This is a genomic window from Bradyrhizobium sp. NC92, from assembly GCF_025200865.1.
GTDB lineage: Bacteria > Pseudomonadota > Alphaproteobacteria > Rhizobiales > Xanthobacteraceae > Bradyrhizobium.
Genome location: NZ_CP104171.1, coordinates 906,604 through 926,032, shown reverse-complemented (window position 1 = coordinate 926,032; position 19,429 = coordinate 906,604). Strand labels below are relative to the sequence as shown.

The following is a 19,429-nucleotide window of genomic DNA, read 5'->3' as shown; positions in this document are numbered from 1 at the left end:
TCTCCTTCTCCTTGCGACTGAAGTACCGACTTCCAATCGAACGATTCAGTGCGGGGTAACCGTTGACCTAAATCAAAGCGGCAGCGGGCACACGGGATTGGCGTAGGCCGGAATCAGTCGCGTGAGGGCGCAAGTCCACGTGAGCGCGTTCGCCGGCAAGTGCGCGTCCACGGCAGCACGCCGCAGACCAAGTGCGCTCGTTGGCCAGTTTCGCGAGACTGCGCGTTCGGAGTCCCCGTGAGATGACGCCAACCTGGTATGTCACTTTTGAGAGTCGTCCGCGCATCCTGCGCGCAAGAAGGCGAAGCCCGCGCGAAACCAGAACATTCGCAACCGAGGACGAAGCCAAGATCTTTGCGCGCTCAAAGGTCGAGGAAGGGCTGATTGTATCAACGGGAACGATCAATCCGCATCTGCCGCGGCGGCATATCCCGTCCAGTCAAGTTCACCAGTGGCTTTCCGAAGGGCAGGAGGATTCCGTCGAATCCACGCCGCTTCCTGACAACGAATGAGCGCTGTGACCCGCACGCGCCGTGTCGGATATCGCTTGGGTGTTGCCATTTTATTACATGGGCATAAGGCGGTCACGACTAAACTCGCGATTGTTATGAAGTACTTATGCACGATTACGTGCACAAGCGTTATCAATCAACAACAAGGGATACGGAGACAATCTCATGAGGAAACTCCTGGTAGCCGCTGTCAGCGTGGCATCCATGGGCCTGGCTGCCCCTGCATCGGCTGCCGACATGGCCGTCAAGGCCCCGCCACCAGCACCGGTCGTGACGATCTACAACTGGAGCGGGTTCTACATCGGCGCTAACGGCGGTTGGGGACGAGCCGAAAGCTGCGTGGATTTCGTGACGCTCGCCGGGACAGTGGCGGCCGGTTGTGCTGATCGCAACGGTGGTCTGATCGGTGGTCAGATCGGCTATCGCTGGCAGACCAATCAATTCGTCTTCGGCCTCGAAGCACAGGGCGATTGGGCCGACATTGAGAGAACGCGTGTGAGCCTGGTCGATCCGCTCATTTCGACCACGGGCAAAACCGATGGCATCGGCCTTTTCACGGGCCAACTCGGTTGGGCATGGAATGCGTCGCTGTTCTACGTGAAGGGTGGCGCGGCCGTCACTCACAATCGCTTTGACATCTTCAACAACGTCACCGGTGTCGGCCTCGCCTCGGCTGGCCACACGCGCTGGGGCGGTGCCCTTGGTGTCGGCTGGGAATATGGCTTTGCACCGAACTGGTCGTTCGGCGTGGAATACGACCATCTCTGGATGGGGCGCGACAACGGTACCTTCGCCGGCGTGGTCACGCCCGGAGGCTTGACGCTTACGGGCAGCGGGGTCAGCCAGGACGTCGATATGATCACCCTACGGCTCAACTATCGCTTCGGCGGTTACACGGCCCCGGTCGCAGCACGTTACTAGTCCACGAGCGGTACCCGGCAGAAGGCCCCGGGGTTTCCCCCCGGGGCCTTCTGTTGTTCGTATGACGAACGCCGCGTCGCGCTGTGCTGCGATGGAAAGGTTGAGGGCCGCGCGTCCGAATGGGGCGCAAGAACGGACATGTCGGAGTTCGCGCCTGACCTGTGCGCCACAATTCTTTCTCCAGATCTCTTGATTTGAATCAACGCGGCATCGTCCTGCCGACGATTGTTTGCGCGGTGCCTGGGGGCCACTTACCAAGGAGGTCGCCGATGATGAAGATCGTAGTGATCGGAACAGTTGCACTCCTTCTTGCCGCACCGTCGATTGCCAGGGCGCAAGCTACCTCCGCTACAACGCCAGAACGGCTCAACGCAGTAGACCGAAATACACTGATGGATATGCGGATCGATTTGACCAAGGCCGCCTTGCAGCTGACACCTGACCAGGAAAAACTCTGGCCGCCTGTCGAGAGCGCCATTCGTGCCAGGGCGGAGGACCGGAAGGCCCGGGTTGCAAAGATTTCGGAAACAGTGGGTCGACGGACCGACCAAAATGCCGTCGAAACCATCCGCAATCGTGACCCCATCGCCTTCTTGCAACGACGCTCGGAGGCATTGGCGCAACGATCAGCCGATTTGGATAAGCTCGCCGAGGCGTGGCAGCCACTTTACAAGACCCTCAATCCCGAACAGAGGCAGCGCATGGGGGCTATCGCGGTCCTTGTACTTCACGACATGAGTGATGTCGTGGAGCGACGTCGTGCGCAGGCCGACGACGAAGACTGAATTTGATTCAGACCTGCCGCGTGATGGTCTGAACATGCGCGGCTAACTGACTTTAGGCCTGGGCGATGTCCGCTTTGCCAAAGCCGACACCCCCGGGCCAACGTCTACGGTCATGGGTCTCTTGAAAAGCCAATGATTGGAAGTCCCCCTGGTGCGTCAGCGTTGGTGCCTCGTTGAGACACAACAAGCGGAGGAACCGTTGATCTAGCGCAACGCACGCTTCGAAGAGGAGGTTGAATCATCGGACCGGGGCAGGAAACGGTGGAGTAAGGTCCATGATGCAGATGAATGTACGAAACGTTGCATTAGCAGCCTCGACGTTCACTTGTGCGATGCTGCTCTCCTTCAGTTGGTCCGAGCAAGGCGGCGCTTCGCTTTCTACCGATAGCGCACAAGCACGGGTCGGTCGTCCCCTGACACCCGTGAGCGTTGCGGGTGTTGCACGCCGACAAAACCGGCGGGCTGCATATGGATACGGGGCGGGCGTCGTCGGCGCCGGCGTAGGCGCTGCAGCGGTTGGCACCGCCGCCGCAGTTGCGGCCACCCAACCCTGGAACTGGGGTGGTACCGGATACTATGGCAGGCCATACGTGGGCAGCGGCGCATTGGCGGCCAACGCCTACTATGGCGGTCCGATTGAAACCAGTCCCTACTATCTCCAAAAGGCCTACCCGGCGAATGGCCCCTGGTATGGCTTTAGCGGATGGGCCGACTACAAGGCTCGCGGCGGCATTGTCTGCGATCCCGGCACCATGATCAAAGGCCCTGATGGCCTGATGCATGTCTGTCAGTAAAACTCGAGCGCGAATGAGGCTGGAGGGGGCGGCTCAAGAGCCGCCTCCTGGTGGCAGAAATGCAACTCGGGTGGGTGTGGAGAGTCGTCCCGCTGTTCGGGTAGCTAACCTTGACCAATCGGCGGTGCTCGGAAGTCTGCAAGGCCTGCCGTTGGGACGAAAGGCCAGCCGGGTACTATGGATGATCTGTCGAGAATTCGCATTGACGGTGCCAAACTGCCGATCTGGCTTCGCATCGTCGTCGTCCTGGCGCTAGCACTGCTGGCCGCGGGCGCAAGCCTGTTCGCGTATCGCTGGTACGTCCAACCGGTGACGCTGTCGATCGCGGTTGGGTCATTGGACGGCGACGCCCCCAAAATCGTGTCGGCGCTGGCGAGCAGGCTTGTCCTCAACAACGCGCCGGTCCGGCTGAAGGTGGTGGAGACGACCGGCCCAATTGAATCCGCGGAAGCGTTTTCCTCCGGCAAGACGGACCTTGCTGTGGTCCGCGGTGATGTCGGCGACCTTTCACAAGCGCAAGCCATCGTCGTCCTCGCCGAGGCCGTTGCGCTGCTGTTTGCACCGCCGGGATCCACGATCAAGGACATGGCTGGCCTAAAGCGCACAACAATAGGGGTGGTTGCGGGCGAGACCAATGAGAAGATCGTCAGCGTATTGACAAAGGCATATGACCTCGACCGCGCCAACGTTGCTTTCAAAAGTGTCGCGCTCGACCAGGTTCGCCGCACCCTCGACACAAAGGAAATACGTGCCGTCCTTCTGGTAGCGCCGCTGAGCGAGAAGTACGTATCATTGGTGCGAGGTCTATTCCCGCAGACTCCGAAGAGCGCACCGGTCCTGATTCCGATCGAGAATGCCGGTGCAATTGCCGAGAAGGAGCGCGCTTACGAGAGCTTCGACATCCCAAAGGGAACACTACGCGGATCTCCTCCCGTTCCTGAGGACGACGTGACCACTTTGAAGGCTTCTTTCTACATCGTCGGCAAGAAGAGCCTTGACAACGATATGATCGCCGACTTCACGCAAGCCATTGCACGCGCTCGCAGAGACGTTTTGGCCGAACTGCCGGTTCTCGCGCAGTTCAAGGCGCCCGATACTGACGCCGGCGCCTACCTCCCCGTTCACCCCGGCGCTGCAGAGTTCTACAACGGTAGTCAACTGACTTTCCTGGACAAGTGGAGCAACGCCATCTTCCTGGCGCCAATGGCGCTCGGCGCGCTTGCCACGATCCTTGCGGCGGCATGGCAGTTTCTTAGATCCGGCGATCTCAAGCCGAGAGAACCCGCGCTGGATTTGCTCTATGCATTGGGGAGACGAATAAGGCACGCCGAGAACGAAGCGAATTTGTTGGAGATCGAGACTGAGATCGACCAGGTACTGAGCGCGCAACGCGCCAGAGCAGATGCGGACGTATCCACCCTCGATACGGCCACGCTAAACGTTGCCGCACATCGGCTCGAGAACCTCATACAAGATCGTCGCGCGGCACTCGGTGCGCGACCTCCCGGGGAAGCGCACAATGCGAAGCGGGCAGCGCTCGGGCCAGTATCGAAGGACAGTTAGCGCACGGGACAGGTGAGTGATCTGGGCAGGCTGGGCGAGTATCGCAGATCGCCGCCTATCGCGTACCCCGGAGCAATGGCCCCCGAGCCACACGCACCGCGACGCGAACCTTGACTTATCTCAAGCCTCTCAGCGACCGATGCTGCCAGCTTTTCGAGCGGGGCCAGTGCCAAGGGAGGATCGAATGATCCGATTGATCGCTGTTCTCGGCTTCACCTTGTCGGTTCTAACATCGGCGCACGCCATGGGGCCTGCACCGCTCCCTTCGATCGAAAATGATGAGATTACGCAAATCGCAGCCGCCTGTGGTCCGGGCAGGACGCGAGTCAACGGTGTATGTGTGGCAAGGACGACCATCCGTCAAACCCGCCGAGCGGTTCGCAGGTGTGTGCGTTGGCAGGGTGGCGTTTGCGCTCTGTACGAGTGAAGGTCGCCAGTGTGTTTCGCCGGACCCCAACATAGCGAGCACCTCGAGCGCGGTGTGGCTAGGGTCAAGCGGGCAGCGGGTATCGCAGGCCTTTGCAAGGCTGGCGGGTCATCCGCCATCGGATCTGACCGGAAGCCATCGCGGCCGGACTAAACCGACGCGCTTGCCTCAAACGAGACATCACTGGAATCGAGAGCGAAAACTACGCGGGTCCGTCCCCACCGTAAAATTGGGCCTCTTCGATCACTGAGGGAAGCAACTGGCCGGATAATCTGGCCCGGTGGCGGGCGGAGAACATTGGCCCGCGGGCGGGCTGCAGCGGCGCGAACTGTGCGAGGCCAATGGGCGTCGGCAGGTCATCGTAGATGGCCTCCATACCGCCCCGCATGAAGTAAGTTTCATGCCAGAAGCCAGTGCCGCGCGATGACTTCAAAAAATCCTGCCACCATTGGCGGTGCGGCATCGAACGGGACCACGCCTCCAGCGCATCAAAGTCGCGCCAATATTGTCGCATGCCAAGGTGCAACGGAAACAAGGACATGATGAAATTCTCATGCAGGAGAAGCCCTTCAGGCCGCTTGTCGACTGCGTCCTGAATCTGCGGACCCAAGCCGAGCAAGGTTCTTATCCCGGTCCACGCATTGACGCGCATCCCGAGATAAATCACGACCAGATCGGGAAACGACGAAAGGTCGACAGTTTGTCGTTGGACTGCGCCCTTCATTCTGACCTCCTGACGCATGATGGGTCCGCCATGGATGGCCGCGAGCTCCGCCTATGACGACGGTGGTCGTGTTGCACCCGAAGAGTTCCTGCAAGCCATCGCGTGCACCTTGCGAACCGCCGACGAATTTGGATCAGGGGCGGCACCGTGTGCTGACGGAGCATAAGGGCCATCCGGTTCGAACGCATGTCAGGCAGATCACATCACGCAAGGTAAGCGAGTTCCGCGATGTCAGCAAGGTCGGCTTCCCGCCCATCTGCGAAGTTACGTGGGGTCTGACGGAGGTCCGCTCCTCGCGGCAGAGCAATCCCCGCGCGTGCGGGAGCGCGAGAGCCGGCGGACGCATGACTTATTATCACCACGCTTTTGCGTGCTCGCGGAGACTGGGTCTTGTTCTCCAAAGGAGTTGGGAGCGAAGGTCAGCTTGCAGTGAGACAGATCGCTCGACCTAAAGATAAGGCTCGGCGTTCTCTCGCCGAGCCTTCTTTCTATTTGTCTATCCGTCGACTCCAATCTCGAAAAGACAAAGGAATCTTTACTTCACTTGGCGGCTATCACACGGCAAACGGCCCGTGTTTCTCGGTCGTAGTGATCCGGCTGTTTCAGGACAGCTGCACAGCGACGCAACACCCGCTGCTGCTCTGCGACCTCCAATGTCGCGAAGGCTGTGCCGACGTTGGCAGGATTGAGGCCTGCCAATCCAGAGCTGTTGTTTCCATTGGCAACGCCATTATTTGAAATGCCCACGGCTCCCGCGGCACCAGGACCAATGCCAACAGTGCCAAGCCCGCCGGTGCCGAGGCCCCCAGTACCTACGCTGCTAGAACCGACACCAACTCCCGCGCCTGCCCCACCAACTCCTGCAACACTCGCACCTGCGCCAGCTCCTGCCGCGCCTCCGCCGACACCCACGCCCCCCGTAGCGCCAATTCCGCCAGCTCCGGCGCCAACGCCGGCACCCACGCCACCATCGCCCACTCCGGCGCCGGCACCCGCGCCAACGCCCCCAACTCCGGCACCAACACCGGCGCCGACGCCACCGCTACCCACTCCCGCACCAGCACCTGCACCGACACCTCCAACACCGGCGCCAACACCCGCGCCCACCTGGGCTTGCGCGAGTGGTGCTGCTGCGGACAATGCAACGCAGACCGTGGCTGCATAGAAAAGCTTCATTCGCATACACGCCTCCATGAATTCCCGGCGCCCGCAAAGGGACGCTCTGCAACAAGATTCTTGTCCAAGAGGAAGCGACGATTTGTGGGTCCGTTCCTCAACCGGCTGCAAGTAGGTTAACGGGACGAAAAGAGCAGTCTGAGAATTTTGCGATTGCGGAACCAGCGCGCGGTCGCGAGGCTGTCGAGTTCGCAATTCATCTCGTCGCTTTTGGGGAAGCGTTTGGTGGCTCACGCGCGGTTTCGTAAGCTCCGCTTTATGGGCCGTGCTAGCTCGGAGGATGGGTAGAGCGCCAGCGAAACCCATCAATTCCCCGCTTATGCCAAGCATGATGGATTTCGCAACGGGCTCAATGGAAACAAGGACATGATGAAATTCTCATGCAGGAGAAGCCCTTCAGGCCTGTTGTCGACTGCGTCCTGAATCTGCGGACCCAAGCCGAACAAGGTTCTTATCCCGGTCCACGCATTGACGCGCATGCCGAGATACACCACGACCAAATCGGGAAACGACGAAAGGTCGACAGTTTGTCGTTGGACCGCGCCCTTCGTGAGCCCCCTGGGTGCTGTTCGTCACGACCGCAGCGGTGGTCATCGTAACGTGGCGGCGGCAATTTGCGTCGAGCGCGTGGGCGGAGATGGTACCGGAAGGCGCCTCCCCTGTCGGCAAGAGCACTCGGGCCGGAGGACAATATAGTGGCGGCGTGCATCCGCGGCCTGTGGATCCTGAATGGCCCCGACACGCCTTTGTGCCGGGGTCAAACAGCGGTAGAGCGCATCCTGCTTGCTCAACGCGCACGAAGCCGACATCAAAGGATGTAAAAGTCGCTCGCGTGGTTCACTAGATCAGACTTCGTGATACCGACAAGAGTTATCGTATCGGCACTATCGTAAGTGATCACGGCATTGCCCTTTACGTCCGCGGTTGCTTTCAGAATCGCGTCGACATTCGCAAACAAGTTATGATCGAGGGCCAAAACGTCCTTCGTGAGATCGAAGCTGGTGATCGTATCCTTTCCGAAGCCGGCGTGAAAAACGAACGTGTCCGCCGTTCCAGCTCCTCCCGTGAGCTGATCTGCGCCGCCGAGGCCCTCGATGAGATCAGCAGCACCCGCGCCCGTGATCTTGTCGCCGCTCGAGCTGCCGAGCACTGCGACTGAGCTCAATCCGCCCTGATTACCCGCCACGTCCACTGCGCGTGCCAAAAACGTATGAACCACATCCGACAATTTTGAAATCGTGAAATTCCAATGTCCGTTGCCGTCCACTTTGATGGGGGTGGTACTACTTACGGAAGTGCCGTCCTTAATTAGCGTTATCGTGCTCCCTGCTTCCGACGTGCCGCTGATTGTCGCGTTTGTTCCCTTTGAAGTCGTGACCAATATATCGCCGATGGCGGTCACGGGCGGGGCCGTGTCGAGCGTGAAGGCGAACGCCGTTGAATTGCTCGACGTGTTACCCGCCACGTCGGTTTGGTGGACGATCACGCTCTTGGGGCCATCACCCGTGAGCGTCAGGCTCGTGCCGGTGCCGTTGAGCCAGTGCGCGCCGTTGTCGGTGCTGTATTGCCAATTCGCTCCTGTCTCGAGGCCAGTTACGTCGACGAGGCCCGAGTTGGTGATCTTGTCGGTGCTCGAGCTGCCGCTGTCCGTGTGCAGCTTGAGCGAAGGCGCAACCGGCGCGATGGTGTCAAGCCTGAACGTCAGGCTCGCAGCCGCACTGACGTTGCCCGCACTGTCCTGCTCTTGGACAAAGACGGTGTGTGGACCATCGGCCGTGCCGTTGGTCAAAAACACCGGCGCGATTGTCGAGAAGCTCGTCGCACCGTCGGCCTTGTACAACAGCGTGTCGCCCTCGGCCGAGGCCGTATAGGTGATGGAAGGATCCCTGGTGACCTTGTCGCTGTTCAAGCTGCCGGAATCGTTCGTCAGGGCCAGAGTCGGCGTTCCCGGGGCCGTCGTGTCCTTCGTGGAGGTGTCGCCGGTGCCAGCAGCCGTATTGCCAGCCGTGTCGGTCACAGAGATCGACGCCGTGATTGGGCCGTCAGTCAGCCCGGACAGATCAACCGCGCTAGAGCCATCGCCGCCAGGTCCACGAACAACATCGTGGAGAGGATTGCCATCCGAGAACCTCACCATCGCAACCGCATCAGGATCAACACCCACAATCGTGAAACCAACTGCCGACCTCTCGCCAGCGTTGATGAAGCCGTCGCCGTCGTTGATCGTCACAGACGCTGTTGGTGGTTCATCCGCCGTCGTGTCCTCGTCGTAGAGGGTTGCTGTTGCGGTACCGGGATCACCAACCGTGTAGCCGTAGTTGCTGACAAGATAGACCCCGAGGGACTCGGATCCCTCGGTCATCCCGTCGCTGAAAGTCGTGAGGCGGTGCTCGTAGGTGTCCGAGCCGGCCTCAAATCGGGGCGGAAGACCATTGTTGCCGGCCCACGTAAAGTCGACCTCGTTGGTGGCCGAACCATTGTAGCCGAAGTCCAACTGCATCGAGCTGCTGAGACTCCCGGTGCGATGGAACGTGAACACCACGTCATTACCTTCGGTCGCGGTGCTGGTGGTGGCGGTCACCGTCACGACGGGCGGATCGTTGTTGGTCGTGTTCAGCAGCACAGATACGGTATTGTCGCCGAAATTTGAAGCGATGATGTCAAGCTTGCCGTCGCCGTTCACATCGCCGAGCACATCGGAGGAAGTTCCAGAGCCCGCCGCAAAGGTGGTCACCGGCTGGAAGGTGCCGTCACCATTGCCGGGCAGCACCGCCACTCCATTTGCGACCGCGACGATATCCGGCTTGCCGTCCCCACTCACATCGCCGACCTGAACGAAACCTTGACCGGCTCCGACATCATAGTTGGTCTGCGGCAGGAAGGTGCCGTCGCCATTGCCGAGCAGCACCGAGAGGTTATTGGAGGTTTGACTTGCGACCACGATATCCTGTCGACCGTCCCCATTCAGGTCGGCGACTTGTACTAGACCAGGCTGGCTTCCCGCCGCATAGCTGGCCGCCGCTTGGAAAGTGCCGTCGCCGTTGCCGAGTAGCACCGACGCCGTATTCACACTGTAGTCTGCGGTGGCGAGGTCCAGCTTGCCGTCACCATTCACGTCGCCGATCGCAACCGAAATAGGCCCGGGAGCAGACGCTACCGCTTCAGTGGTCCGGAATTGAAATGTCCCGTTGCCGTTGCCGAGCGATATCGAAACCGTACCGGAGTTGCTGTTGGCGTTGACGAGATCCAGATTCCCGTCCCCGTTCAAGTCGCCAATGACCACCTGGTGAGATTCCCCGACCTCGACACTTGTCTGGGGTTGGAAGGTACCGTCGCCATTGCCGAGCAGGATACTGTCCGTGCTAAACGAATTACCATTCGCAACAGCAAGGTCCAGCTTGCTGTCACCATTCAGGTCGCCGATCGCAACGGAGATAGGTCCAGGTCCCGTTCCATACGTCGTCTGTGTCAGGAAGCTGCCGCTGCCATTGTTGAGCAGCACCGACAGGGTGTTATTGTTGGCATTTGCGGTGACGATGTCCAGGTTGCCGTCCCCATTCAAGTCTCCACTTGCAACCGAATAGGGTCCAGATCCGGTCGCGTAGGTCGTCTGCTGGAATTCGGTTGGCATCTTCGCCTCCTTTGGTTTGGCAATGCAGGGCATTGCGCATTCGATGAAGGCCAGCACCGCGGTTTCAGCTAATAAAGCTGTGGGTCTCGCCTTCTCCGTGTGAGACTGCGCGAAGCGATCAATGCCGCGCGTCCAAGATCCAATTTGTCGCCCCATTGAGGTCTGCGACCGGAACGAATATGGAGCCGCCGGTAAGGCGGAAGTGAAAGGGCCTGCCGATGGCACTAGCGCTGCCGCTTACAAGAAACGGTGAGTTCGGCACGTCGCCGATTTACGGGCAGCAGGTGGCAAATATTGCCTGCGTTGGTAACTGTGCTCTCTCCCGCAGTCATGATGCAAATGTACTATGCGTTGCAAAATTTCCTCAGCAGCCCACACGTTCTGCGCAACGCCTCCGTTTGAAGCAAATCAAAGCGGGAAAAATTCTGTGCGCAGTCCTTTGAAGCTAAGCCTCTCCGCCGTCCATGGCGTGAGGGCCAGCGCAGTGTAAGCGCGCGAACAGCGCCACGATTTCCGCCTGCCGGTGCGTGTCCGTTTTCGCGAAGATCGCCTGCATCTGATTGCGCGCCGTTTGGTAGGCAACACCGATTTCATCGGCAACGTGCTCGAGGTGTTCGCCCGATGCCACGCGCGTCGCAAGTTTGGCTTCGGCAGAAGTCAGGCCGAACAAGTTCCTTAGATGCGCTTCGGGCGGCATGGAGCATTCTTCCAGATCTCGGATAACCACAATTGCACGCACGACGGCCAACACGTCGCGGACCACGCCGCCGCTCGTTGGCACCGCGTAGACCGCCATCGGCCGGCGGCCGGGCCGCGCAATGGCAACGGGCGGCATGATGGTCGCGCCCGCGTCGGCGTTTTCCAGCGCGCGCTCGATCAGCCGCTTGAGCGCGCTCGCGGCATTCCGATCATCTGTGATCAGGTGCCCGTCGACGATACGCAGGTGATCGCCGAGTTTGCTGTCGGCCACCTTGTTCGTCCTGACGACGCGTCCGTATTGGTTGATCAGCAACGCGGCCGTTTCCATCATGTCGAAAGCGTCGGAGATCGCGAGCGCCCGCACGAACCCCAGTTCGCGTGCTACAGTGGCGGCGCTGGTCAAGGGGGCGCGAAGAGCGACAAGCCGTCGTTGCTCAGCTGGGCTAAACGGCCCCTGTTTGGGACTGCGCTGAATTGCAAGACACCAATTGTCCTCACCCGCATCTAACGCCACGCCGGCGAACCATCGAAAACCACATCTGCCGAGAAGGTCGTTGTAGAATGGTGAGCGACGCATTTCCTCCGGCGAGGTATGATCCTGATCCACCATGATCCCGGTGCAGAGCAGTTTGGGAATGCCTCGACTCCGCTCGTCGTGCTCGTACCAGCCTTCCTTGATGTACCGGTCCATCAATTCCGCGACGCCGGCCGTGAAGGTAAGGCCGAGGGGCCTGTCGCTTGTTTTGATCGGAATCAGCGCCGCGCCGACAGCGCCGGCAGCCGCCGCAATTTTATCCATTGCCGGCGTCCAGCAGGACGGGTCGAGCGCCGCCTGGGTGATCGCTGCATGTATTGCGGTTAGGTCCCACGAGGTACGCATGCCTGCCTCGCGTCCGGTCGTGTTGGCTGCTAGCCTGTTCAAAACTGCATCAAACTATCCGCGGAACAACAACCCCGCATTAATACTGTGAGAAACGGTGACCTTTCTCGGGCAGACGTCCTTTGTGCGCGAAGCCCTACTCAACATCAATGGACGTTATTTGACGCACGGCAGGCAGGGAGAACAACTCCCGCTTTTTCTCACGAAAGCTAGCGCGGACAGCAGCTCTACGACCCGCTCCCGCGGGGGGAACGACAGGTCGAGCACCTTCCATTCCTCATAATTCTCCGCCGGCAGCATCTTGTAGGGCTGGCAGGCTTCCAGCGCGCTCTTGGCTGACATGGCGAGAAGTAGGAGGCGGGCTAATGCGATGCTAATGGATTCCCCCAATGCCAATACAGTCTTTCGGAACATCTCATCGTTGATTGTTCCGTACAGCCTAGAGCCGATCCATATGCCAGCGACCATGAACGGAAGACCGATGCATGGCTTCGAGCGTGTACGATCCTGCGATCAACTGCGAGATCGAGATGATCACAAGGCTGCAAACAGCACCGGCTGAAAAACGGCGCGCTGCTCAACCGTCCCGACACCTGCCCTCCAGTTCCTTTCAGGGCATCTGCGAGCGCTTCCGCTGAATGCCTTGGCGCCACCCACTTCTCACAGGATGTCTCCTCCTGGCCCACCGCTTCCAAGTAGCGGCGAGTTGTCCGAAGTCGGGGATAAACCGGATGCGCCCGACCGCTGGTCAAAACGGCGCTTTCGACCCGAAGGCGACATCGACCAGACGTCTAATCGGCCCTTCAACTCACCTGTGTGCCCTTGTGTTATTGTATCCCTTCCGAGAACTCGATGGAGGGAAGGATGGACATTCGATCGAAATTGACGGCGCTGTGTGAAGCGTTCAACGCGCACGACTTGGATTCCATCATGGAGTTCTTTGCCGACGATTGTGTCTTGGAGATGCCGAGGGGAAGCAAGCCTTGGGGCTCCCGCTTCGAGGGCAAACGCAACGTACGAGACGGGCTCGCGACGCGCTTTGAAGGCTTACCGGATGTTCACTACGGCGACGCCGAGCATTTTGTGGATACGATGGCAAACACGGGCATTTCAAAATGGACGCTGACGGGCACGACAGGCGAAGGAAAAAAGATCGAGGTCCGAGGATGTGACTTTTACACTTTTCGCGCGGACGAGGTGATCCGCAAGGACTCGTATTGGAAGATTGTTGAAGGACCTTCGTCAGCCTGACGACGCACATGTCCGAATGTGGCCCATCGCTTCCATTAGGGCGTAGCCGCGAGTTGTCCGGAGTCGGAGGTAAACCGGAAGCGCTCGACCGCTGGTCAAAACGGCGCTCATGACCCTTCTCGGACATCAGCCCGGCCCGGTGACATGCGATTCAGGCTATCCCGGCCCTTCCTGAATGATGGTTTGGACCGATAAGATACCCTTCTTGACCCTTTGGGGACGGATATGGCGCGGCCATCAAGAACGGGCAGCAAGACGAGCCAGGCGAAGACCCGCAAGGGCAGCAAGACCACCAAGAGCAAGCGCCGCATTGCGCCAGCGGCCAGCCGAGCGAATCGTCGTTCGGTCGCCGGTCTGAGCAAAGACCTGAAGGAGGCCCGCGAGCAGCAGGCGGCGACGGCCCAAATATTGAAGGTCATCGCAAGTTCGCCCGACGATGTACATCCGGTATTCGAGGCGATTGCGATCAGCGCCAACAGGCTGATTGGCGGTTTCTCTACGGCAGTGTTTCGCTATATCGACGGCATGCAGCACCTAGAGGCGTTCACGCCGACAAATCCGGTCGCTGACGAAGCATTGCGAGCTTCGTTCCCGCGGCATCTCACAACGTCTGCGGCGCCCTTCGAGTTGCTGCGTGATGGCAAACCAATGCAGATTGTCGATACCGAATCCTCGCCAAACATACTGGCCAGGGATTTGGCGCGATTGCGCGGCTTTCGCAGCATGTTGTTCACGCCGTTGATGAGCAATGGGGTGCCTATCGGCTTGATCACCGTGACGCGAGTCGAAACCGGTTCATTCGCCGACCATCACGTGCAATTGCTACAGACCTTCGCCGACCAGGCGGTGATTGCGATCGAGAACGCGCGATTGTTCAATGAAGCGAGGGAAGCGCTGGAGCGGCAAACCGCGACGTCGGAAGTGCTACAAGTCATATCCAGTTCGCCTGGCGGACTTGGGCCGGTGTTCGAGGCCATGCTGGAAAATGCCGTGCGCATCTGCCGTGCCAGTTTTGGGACGCTGCTCCTATACGAAGGCGACAGGTTGCGGCGGGTGGCGCGAATGGCCGCGCAAAACGTGCCGCAATTGTACGCGCCCGACCAGGAAACGCCGCCACACTTCATCGCGCCGTTTGATGGGGCGCCCTCGCTGGGGCGCCTCGTCGAGACCAAGGCGCTGGTTCACATTGCCGATATCGCCACAGAGCATCCCGACGATCTGATCTACAAGGTCGCCGCAGCCCGCACCGTTCTGATTGTGCCGATGCTCAAGGAGAGCGAGCTTGTCGGTGGCTTTGCTGTCTACCGCAAGGAAGTGCAAGAGTTCAGCGACAAGCAGGTCGAGTTGCTGGAACATTTTGCGGCACAAGCGGTGATCGCCATCGAAAACACACGACTGCCCATGGAGCTGCGGCAGCGAACCGACGATCTCTCGCAATCCCTCGACGACCTCCGCACCGCACAGGACCGCCTGGTGCAGACCGAAAAGCTTGCCTCGCTCGGCCAGCTCACCGCGGGCATTGCGCACGAGATCAAGAACCCGCTCAACTTCGTCAATAATTTCGCAACCCTTTCAGCGGCGTTGACCGAGGAGTTGAACGAGGCCCTCAAGCCCGCCGAACTCGCCGACAAGATCCGCACCGAAGTCGACGAGCTGACGGCGCTTTTGAAGAGCAACCTCGAAAAGGTCGTGCAGCACGGCAAGCGGGCCGATTCCATCGTCAAGAACATGCTGCTGCACTCACGCGAGGGACCGGGCGAGCGTCGCCTCGTCGACATCAACGCCCTGGTCCAGGAGAGTCTCAATCTCGCCTACCATGGCGCGCGCGCAGAGAAGTCCGACTTCAACATCACGCTCACGCAGAACCTCGATCCCGACGCAGGCGAAATCGAGGTATATCCGCAGGAGATCACGCGCGCGCTGCTCAACGTGATCTCCAACGGCTTCTATGCCGCGACCAGGCGCAAGTCCGAGGCGGGAGACGAGACCTTTGAGCCTGTGCTGAGTGCGACCACGAACAACCTTGACGATAAGGTCGAAATTCGCATCCGCGACAACGGCACCGGGATTCCGATCGAGGTGAAGAAAAAAATGTTCAATCCCTTCTTTACTACCAAGCCAGCTGGTGAAGGCACGGGGCTCGGTCTGTCGATGACCCATGACATCATTGTCAAACAACACGGCGGAACCATCGATGTCCAGAGCGAGCTGGGTGTGTTTACCGAGCTCATCATCACGCTGCCGCGATGACCTCTTTTGGCCCGAAGGCGACGACCGCGGTCTCGGCCGGAACGTCCGCACTTGAAGCCAGATCGGAAATGCTTGAGGCCCGCCCGAAACGACACGCTTGACCCCTGGCCGACCCTACGAGCGTCTCCCGCCAGCGGTCGCCGGTGACCCAAAGGGGGACAGATCGAGTTGCGAGCCGAAAGCCTGCCCTCGTTCACCACATTTAAACCTTAAGATTCTACGAAGAGTACTGACCCACAGGCCGCAGGACCATGCCAACAGCCTTCATACGGAAGCCATCGGTGGACTTCGGGCAATGAAGGTCTGGCAGACCAGCTGCATCGTGGCTGTTGTCGCATCCGCGGGACTCTATCTGGCCGCCGGTAACAGACCGGCCGCGACATTGCCGGATGTCATGCCGGAAGCGGCAGCGAGCATACCGGCTGCAGCGCGCATAGCGGCTCCTGCGAACGTGGTGGCGCCTGCGGTGTACGCTGAGGCATCCGCCAGACTCGCGGCAGCGCTTCGGGCAGAAAGCGCAGAGCTGGGCGCGGTGACGTCAGCAGATTCCGGGCCGCCACGCACCGAAGCCGAGATCGTCGACGAACCCGTCGCGCCGAAATTGGCGTCGTTGGGACAGGATGTCGTCCAACCGCTGCCGCCGGAACGCGAGGCGTCCAACGCTGCTCCGAAAGCGGCGTCGACGCCAGATTTCCGTTATCTGGTCTACTACGTCTGGTCCGAACTGCCGCCCGCCGAGAAACCGGCGGAGATCGTCCTGCGTGCGTTCAAGGACATTCCGGTCGGAACGCCGACTGAGGAGATCAAGCGCGCTTCCGACGCGTTTGGTCTCGATTTCAATTTCATGATGGCGGTTGCCAAGATCGAATCCGGCTTCAACCCCAATCAACGCACCGGGTCGTATATCGGGCTGTTTCAGCTGAGCCATTACGAGTTCGGCAAATTCGGCTTCGGGCAGATTCGCAGTCCGCGGGACAACGCCGTTGCGGCCGCCTACAAAATCATTACCGAGGGCGTCCAGTTCGAGTGGATCACGCGCCGCAAGCCGGACATGAGCGATCTCTACCTGATCCATCAGCAGGGCTGGGAAGGCGCCGCCGAGCACATCAGCAAGCCCGCTCGCCTCGCCTGGAAATCCATGTGCGCCAGCAGCGAAGGCAAGGAGAAGGGTGAGCGGTGGTGCAAACGCGCGATCTGGGGCAATGCACTTCCGGCCTTCAAGCGCAGCTGGAAATCGGTCGACAACGTGACGTCAGAGGCGTTCGTCGGCATGTGGCGCGGCCGGGTCGCCGAATTCTACACGAAATACGTGGCGACTGCTGCGGCGGCGGCACCCCAATAATTTAAAAGCTTCACTAACTTGACGGGTTGCAGACACCAGCGCTGACGGTGGCAACAAGTCTGCCGCGTACATCGCGAAGGGGCGGCGCTTTGGCGGCCTTATGAGGCTGCGCCGCCTCGGCGAGGCCAAGTGTTCCGTTTGAGGGAACCACCGGCTGCTTCGGAAATTTCGCGAAACATTTTTCACTCCACTAACTTAAGTTAATCGTGGGGCCTAATCGAAAGGTCTCGATATGGAACCAGCCAACCGAATATCGGACCACATCGACCGTAAGACTGCCCGGTCGATCTGCGACGAGGTGGGCGACAGGTTGCAACAGCATTTACTTCACGAAGCCTCGCCACTGCCGTCCTACCTCGAACGTCTCGTCGATGAATTGCGCGAACGGGAGCGTCATCAAATCGACGGCGTCGGCGCGCCTGCTGACCGTTTCCTTCACGCCGCGCGGCGATAGTCGCGGGCTGACCGCCGCAGAACTTTGGCACGGCCCTAAGTTTCGTTTCTTGGCTTTCGCGCGGACTGTTCTGCAGAACAAGCCGAGGTCGTGCGGCGTTATAGTCCGATGCAGGACGAACTTCTTCAGCGGGCGGACACGGCGATTGCAGCGAGCGAACGGCTCGTCGATGAGCTGTACGCAGCGATGGAAAAGGCAAGGAAGCTAGACCAGCAGCTTCATTGTATCCACCAAGCCGGATTGCGGACGAGCTGTCCAGGAAGCAAGGCAGGCCGCTTCAAGTGGTGGCCTCCTTCGCTGGCAGGCAAGTGGAAAGTTGCAAGCATCGCGATCCGAGCGGTCGAACCTCATCGCACTGGCTCGGGAACACCTGAAACGCCGCTTGGCTCCGGATAGGTTCCCGGCGCGTGTTCCTGGGATTACCTGCAGAACCTAGAGCTCTCCAGCGTCAATACCCTCAATGGTCCTGATGATGTGCTTCCTGTACTCCTGCATCTCTTGGAGAGTACGGCGGAAAGTTTCCAGCATTTGCTCCGCCAACTCCGTGTTGTGACCACCTTCGCGTAGCCGCTCTATCTCGATCAGCTGATGTCCGATGGACCGTTCTGCGACGGCGACGTGACGATCAGCCTCTGCAAGATGCTGAACCTCGGCGTTGCGGTCCAAGGACATGCCATTCTCCCAATCTGTTAGGAAAGTGAAATCGAACGGCCGAAGTTCCCGAAGCGACCATTTCCCCCTAGTAGAGGTCGCCCGCCAAGCCGGGGGAAGCGCGCAATCGGTTCCATGTTCCAAAAAGGCTTGCGAACGCCTATTTTCGATACAAACAAGGTTGCCCGCACCGAGCCAAGCGGCAAGACGCGCTGAATAACGGGTCGAGACATGACGATCGCCACTCGCCAACCGAACTTCCGGTCGCCCGCTGCTGTGATGGCCGAAGCACAGAACGTGTGGCGGCGGCTGTTCGAGCATTCGCCTCTTCCGATATTGGTCCTTGCGCCGGACTTGAGAATAGTCGACGCCAACGAGAGCTACCTCCGCGAGGTCTCGCGCTCGCGGGAGACGCTGGCAGGTCTGGACATGTTCGAGGCGTTTCCGGACAACCCACTTTGTGCGGGGGCGGATGGCGTTCGCAATCTGAGCGCGTCGTTCGAGACCGTGCTGCACACAGGGCGGGGACACGTTATGCCTCTGCAGCGCTATGACATCCAACCCGATGGACGACCATGGCAGGTACGTTATTGGTACCCGAAGAATTGGTCAGTCCTCGATGACAAGGGATCAACAGTCGCGCTGGTTCATCATGTTGCCGACGCGACCGCTTCCGTCTTGCGCAGAAAGAAATTGCCGCTGCCTTCGTCATCCCGCTCGTCAGAGGATGTCTTGCAACGGGCCGACGAGGCGATTTGGGAAGCGCGAGAGCTGGTGAGGCAGACTCACGAGAGCATTCTGGCATGCCGCGCAGGCATGAAAGCCAGAAGCTAAAACCCCCCGGCTCGCAGTCCCACCAGTTGGTCGCTGCGCACCAGCGCCCGGCACCGGCAAGGCCGCCGGCACCAGGCGTCCGATTCGCCCCGGCGGCAAGACGCAGCGGTTCACGACCAAGGGTTTGCGGGTGACGAAGTCGCGGGGCTGCTCGCCGGCTACAGCGCGAGCACGACCTCGCCCGACACCGCGTCCGTCACACCGCGTCCATTGCCCTGGTCCTCGAGCACGGACCTGAAGCTGTCGAGGGTCTTGATCATCGCGGAGCGTGCCGCCACCAGCGCATCCTGGCTGGACCACGTGCCGATGAGGCAGAAAGTCTGATCACCGGTCCTGATGATGACGCCGTGCTCCAGCCCCGGCCATTTGGCCTTGCCGTCCCGGTGCGCATCGAGGAAGGCGCCTTCCTCGCCGGGCTTCACCTTGAACTTGACCACATTGTAAACCTGCATGATGCGTCTCCGAAAAATGAATGGATGAAAATGCGAGCGCCGGACCAGATCGGGTTCGGACAGATACTTTTGCACCCCCGTTA

16 protein-coding genes and 1 pseudogene are annotated in these 19,429 nt (G+C 60.0%); 11 read left to right on the top strand and 6 right to left on the bottom strand.

The window, feature by feature from the left end; genetic code table 11:
* Positions 1–242: 242 nt before the first annotated feature.
* The 5 genes from N2602_RS04330 to N2602_RS04310 all read left to right on the top strand — a co-directional run bounded on the left by N2602_RS04330 (position 243) and on the right by N2602_RS04310 (position 4,575).
* Positions 243–512, top strand: coding sequence for a hypothetical protein (locus tag N2602_RS04330; protein WP_260381869.1), 270 nt, complete (start codon positions 243–245; stop codon positions 510–512).
* A gap of 165 nt (positions 513–677) precedes the next feature.
* A complete protein-coding gene (locus N2602_RS04325; RefSeq protein ID WP_212259558.1) occupies positions 678–1,433 on the top strand; it encodes an outer membrane protein in 756 nt (251 codons plus the stop codon).
* 269 nt (positions 1,434–1,702) lie between these two features.
* Positions 1,703–2,218: a Spy/CpxP family protein refolding chaperone gene (locus N2602_RS04320; protein ID WP_172785213.1), complete on the top strand. Its 516-nt coding sequence runs from the start codon at positions 1,703–1,705 to the stop codon at positions 2,216–2,218.
* Between the two features lie 275 nt (positions 2,219–2,493).
* The gene (locus N2602_RS04315) at positions 2,494–3,012 is read left to right on the top strand and encodes a hypothetical protein (protein ID WP_246571939.1); all 519 of its coding nucleotides are present in this window, start codon (positions 2,494–2,496) and stop codon (positions 3,010–3,012) included.
* 177 nt (positions 3,013–3,189) lie between these two features.
* Positions 3,190–4,575, top strand: coding sequence for a TAXI family TRAP transporter solute-binding subunit (locus tag N2602_RS04310; protein ID WP_212259559.1), 1,386 nt, complete (start codon positions 3,190–3,192; stop codon positions 4,573–4,575).
* Between the two features lie 629 nt (positions 4,576–5,204).
* On the opposite strand, the gene N2602_RS04305 is transcribed toward N2602_RS04310, so the two are convergent.
* Together N2602_RS04305 and N2602_RS04300 are read right to left on the bottom strand one after the other, a co-directional pair.
* Positions 5,205–5,726 carry a DUF4188 domain-containing protein gene (locus N2602_RS04305; protein WP_260381868.1) on the bottom strand — a complete coding sequence of 174 codons (522 nt, stop codon included), beginning with the start codon at positions 5,724–5,726 and terminating at the stop codon, positions 5,205–5,207.
* Between the two features lie 812 nt (positions 5,727–6,538).
* Positions 6,539–6,820, bottom strand: coding sequence for a hypothetical protein (locus N2602_RS04300; RefSeq protein ID WP_172785216.1), 282 nt, complete (start codon positions 6,818–6,820; stop codon positions 6,539–6,541).
* A 635-nt stretch (positions 6,821–7,455) separates the two neighbouring features.
* Between N2602_RS04300 and N2602_RS04295 the strand changes: the two are divergent.
* Positions 7,456–7,551, top strand: a pseudogene (locus N2602_RS04295) (DUF599 domain-containing protein); the annotation flags it as partial.
* A 159-nt stretch (positions 7,552–7,710) separates the two neighbouring features.
* Here the strand turns inward: N2602_RS04295 and N2602_RS04290 are convergent.
* Positions 7,711–10,590, bottom strand: coding sequence for an FG-GAP-like repeat-containing protein (locus N2602_RS04290; RefSeq protein ID WP_260381867.1), 2,880 nt, complete (start codon positions 10,588–10,590; stop codon positions 7,711–7,713).
* Between the two features lie 388 nt (positions 10,591–10,978).
* Entirely contained in the window at positions 10,979–12,112 is a 1,134-nt protein-coding gene (locus N2602_RS04285; RefSeq protein ID WP_172786748.1) for a helix-turn-helix transcriptional regulator, read from the bottom strand.
* An 864-nt stretch (positions 12,113–12,976) separates the two neighbouring features.
* Between N2602_RS04285 and N2602_RS04280 the strand changes: the two genes are divergently transcribed.
* The 4 genes from N2602_RS04280 (at position 12,977) to N2602_RS04265 (ending at position 17,409) form a co-directional block, all read left to right on the top strand.
* The gene (locus N2602_RS04280) at positions 12,977–13,363 is read left to right on the top strand and encodes a nuclear transport factor 2 family protein (protein ID WP_036035076.1); all 387 of its coding nucleotides are present in this window, start codon (positions 12,977–12,979) and stop codon (positions 13,361–13,363) included.
* 225 nt (positions 13,364–13,588) lie between these two features.
* Complete coding sequence (locus N2602_RS04275; protein ID WP_260381866.1) at positions 13,589–15,613, top strand: GAF domain-containing protein; 2,025 nt, start codon at positions 13,589–13,591, stop codon at positions 15,611–15,613.
* Positions 15,614–15,908: 295 nt separating this feature from the next.
* Positions 15,909–16,955, top strand: a complete 1,047-nt coding sequence (locus N2602_RS04270) for a lytic transglycosylase domain-containing protein (RefSeq protein WP_260381865.1) — start codon at positions 15,909–15,911, stop codon at positions 16,953–16,955.
* 232 nt (positions 16,956–17,187) lie between these two features.
* Positions 17,188–17,409: a hypothetical protein gene (locus tag N2602_RS04265; protein WP_172786745.1), complete on the top strand. Its 222-nt coding sequence runs from the start codon at positions 17,188–17,190 to the stop codon at positions 17,407–17,409.
* A gap of 432 nt (positions 17,410–17,841) precedes the next feature.
* Here the strand turns inward: N2602_RS04265 and N2602_RS04260 are convergent, their stop codons facing one another.
* A complete protein-coding gene (locus N2602_RS04260; RefSeq protein WP_172786744.1) occupies positions 17,842–18,081 on the bottom strand; it encodes a hypothetical protein in 240 nt (79 codons plus the stop codon).
* A 210-nt stretch (positions 18,082–18,291) separates the two neighbouring features.
* Here N2602_RS04260 and N2602_RS04255 point away from each other — a divergent pair, with 210 nt between their 5' ends.
* Positions 18,292–18,894 carry a PAS domain-containing protein gene (locus tag N2602_RS04255; RefSeq protein WP_172786743.1) on the top strand — a complete coding sequence of 201 codons (603 nt, stop codon included), beginning with the start codon at positions 18,292–18,294 and terminating at the stop codon, positions 18,892–18,894.
* 158 nt (positions 18,895–19,052) lie between these two features.
* Here the strand turns inward: N2602_RS04255 and N2602_RS04250 are convergent, their stop codons facing one another.
* Positions 19,053–19,346, bottom strand: a complete 294-nt coding sequence (locus N2602_RS04250) for a DUF718 domain-containing protein (protein WP_157283331.1) — start codon at positions 19,344–19,346, stop codon at positions 19,053–19,055.
* Between the last annotated feature and the right edge of the window lie 83 nt (positions 19,347–19,429).